At 67.2% G+C, this 2,962-nt stretch carries 3 protein-coding genes; all 3 read right to left on the bottom strand.

Going from position 1 to position 2,962, the window contains the following annotated elements:
* Positions 1 to 1,281: F0F1 ATP synthase subunit beta (atpD, locus tag AC30N0_RS00695; RefSeq protein ID WP_489516024.1), on the bottom strand; the 1,281-nt coding region annotated here is incomplete at its 3' end.
* A gap of 54 nt (positions 1,282 to 1,335) precedes the next feature.
* Complete coding sequence (gene atpG / locus AC30N0_RS00690) at positions 1,336 to 2,205, bottom strand: F0F1 ATP synthase subunit gamma (protein ID WP_489516023.1); 870 nt, start codon at positions 2,203 to 2,205, stop codon at positions 1,336 to 1,338.
* 35 nt (positions 2,206 to 2,240) lie between these two features.
* Positions 2,241 to 2,962, bottom strand: a 722-nt coding sequence (locus AC30N0_RS00685; protein ID WP_489516022.1) for a F0F1 ATP synthase subunit alpha, incomplete at its 5' end; no start/stop codon positions are given.

The following is a 2,962-nucleotide window of genomic DNA, read 5'->3' as shown; positions in this document are numbered from 1 at the left end:
TTTCCCTTCGGTGCCCGTGAACACCTGGGCGACGAAGAACGGCTGGCTCAGGAAGCGCTGGATCTTGCGGGCGCGGGCGACGGCGAGCTTGTCTTCCGGCGCCAGCTCGTCCATGCCGAGGATGGCGATGATGTCGCGCAGCTCCTTGTAGCGCTGCAGCGTGCCCTGCACGGCGCGCGCCACTTCGTAGTGCTCCTGGCCGACGACGTTCGGGTCGAGCTGGCGGCTGGTCGAGTCGAGCGGGTCGACCGCGGGGTAGATGCCGAGCGAGGCGATGTCGCGCGACAGCACGACGGTCGAGTCGAGGTGGGCGAAGGTGGTGGCGGGCGACGGGTCGGTCAGGTCGTCGGCCGGCACGTAGACGGCCTGGATCGAGGTGATCGAGCCGACCTTGGTCGAGGTGATCCGCTCCTGCAGCCGCCCCATCTCCTCGGCCAGCGTCGGCTGGTAGCCCACAGCCGAAGGCATGCGGCCCAGCAGTGCGGACACTTCGGTGCCGGCCAGCGTGTAACGGTAGATGTTGTCGACGAAGAAGAGCACGTCCTTGCCCTCGTCGCGGAACGACTCGGCGATCGTCAGGCCGGTCAGCGCGACGCGCAAGCGATTGCCCGGCGGCTCGTTCATCTGGCCGTAGACCATCGCCACCTTCGACTCGCCCAGGTTCTCGCTGTTGACGACGCCCGAGTCCATCATCTCGTGATAGAAGTCGTTGCCCTCGCGGGTGCGCTCGCCGACGCCCGCGAACACCGACAGGCCGCTGTGCGCCTTGGCGATGTTGTTGATGAGCTCCATCATGTTCACGGTCTTGCCGACGCCGGCGCCGCCGAACAGGCCGACCTTGCCGCCCTTGGCGAACGGGCAGACGAGGTCGATGACCTTGATGCCGGTCTCGAGCAGGTCGGTCGACGGCGACAGCTCGTCGTACGACGGGGGCTTCCTGTGGATCGAGGCGACGTGCGTCTGGTCGACCGGGCCGCGCTCGTCGATCGGGTTGCCGAGCACGTCCATGATCCGGCCGAGCGTGCCCGGGCCGACCGGCACCGAGATCGCCGCGCCGGTGTTGGTGATCGTCATGCCACGGCGCAGGCCTTCGGAGGAGCCGAGCGCGATGGTGCGCACGACGCCGTCGCCGAGCTGCTGCTGGACCTCGAGCGTCAGGCTCGTCCCTTCCATCTTGAGGGCGTCGTAGATCCTCGGCATCGCGTCGCGCGGAAACTCGACGTCGACGACGGCGCCGATGCACTGGACGATCTTGCCCTGCGGGCGCGGCGCGGATTGCATGTCAGCCATGGTGATTCCTTCTGTCCTGATGCGTGTTCGTTCGTCGTGCCGGCGCTAGACCGCAGCCGCTCCGGCGACGATCTCTGAAAGTTCTTTGGTGATGCCGGCCTGGCGCGTCTTGTTGTAGACGAGCTTCAGCTCGCCGATGACGCTGCCGGCGTTGTCGGTCGCCGACTTCATCGCCACCATGCGCGCCGACTGCTCCGAGGCCATGTTCTCGGCCGTCGCCTGGTAGACCAGCGCCTCGATGTAGCGCACCAGCAGCTCGTCGATCACGACCTTGGCGTCCGGCTCGTAGATGTAGTCCCAGCCGTGCGTGCCGGCTTCGACCTGCATCTGCTCGTCGGAGAGCGGCAGCAGCTGCAGCACCATCGGCTCCTGGCGCATGGTGTTGATGAAGCGCGTGTAGACGAGGTAGACGGCCTTCAGCCGGCCCGCCGCGTAGGCGTCGAGCAGCACCTTGACCGGGCCGATCAGGCGCTCGAGCTGCGGCCGGTCGCCGAGCTGCGTGGCGTGCGAGACCACCTTGGCACCGATGCGGTTCAGGAAGCCCAGGCCCTTGTTGCCGATGGCGACGGCCTCGGCCGTCACGCCCTGGCCTTCGAGCTCCTTCAGCTTGGCGGTCGCCGCGCGCAGGGCGTTGGTGTTGAGGCCGCCGCACAGGCCCTTGTCGGTGGTGACGACGATGAAGCCGGCCGTCTTGACGTCTTCGTTGGCGACCAGGAACGGGTGCCGGTACTCGGGTGAAGCGTGCGACAGGTTCGCCGCCAGCGCGCGCACGCGCTCGGCGTACGGCCGGGCTTGGCGCATGCGCTCCTGCGCCTTCCTCATCTTCGAGGCGGCGACCATCTCCATCGCCTTGGTAATCTTCTTCGTGTTCTCCACGCTCTTGATCTTGCCGCGGATGTCCTTGCCGGCTGCCATGCGTGAATCCTCTGTTCAGGTCCTGTCGCCGACGCTCAGGCGAACGACTTCTTGAAGTTGCCGACCGCCGTGTTGAGCTCGGCTTCGGCTTCCTTGTCCAGCTCCTTCGACTTCTCGATCTTGGCGAGCAGGTCGGCGTGGCTGGTCTTCAGGTGCGTGTGCAGGCCGCTCTCGAACGCCAGCACCTTCTTCACGTCGACCTCGTCCATGAAGCCCTTGTTGACGGCGAACAGCGACGCCGCCATCAGCGAGATCGGCAGCGGCGAGTACTGCGCCTGCTTGAGCAGCTCGGTGACGCGGGCGCCGCGGTCGAGCTGCTTCCTCGTCGCCTCGTCGAGGTCGGACGCAAATTGCGCGAACGCAGCGAGCTCACGGTACTGCGCCAGGTCGGTGCGGATGCCGCCCGACTGGTTCTTGATCACCTTGGTCTGCGCCGCCGAGCCGACCCGCGACACCGAGATGCCGGCGTTGATGGCGGGCCGGATGCCGGCGTTGAAGAGCGAGGTCTCGAGGAAGATCTGGCCGTCGGTGATCGAGATCACGTTGGTCGGCACGAAGGCCGACACGTCGCCGGCCTGCGTCTCGATGATCGGCAGCGCCGTCAGCGAGCCGGTCTTGCCCTTGACCGCGCCCTTGGTGAAGTCCTCGACGTACTTGACGTTGACGCGCGCCGCGCGCTCGAGCAGGCGGCTGTGCAGGTAGAACACGTCGCCCGGGTAGGCTTCGCGGCCCGGCGGGCGGCGCAGCAGCAGCGAGA

It is taken from the genome of Rhizobacter sp., from assembly GCF_031412495.1.
GTDB lineage: Bacteria > Pseudomonadota > Gammaproteobacteria > Burkholderiales > Burkholderiaceae_C > Schlegelella_A.
Note: the sequence above shows the minus strand (reverse complement) of the source record. Positions and strands in the feature narration are given on the sequence as shown.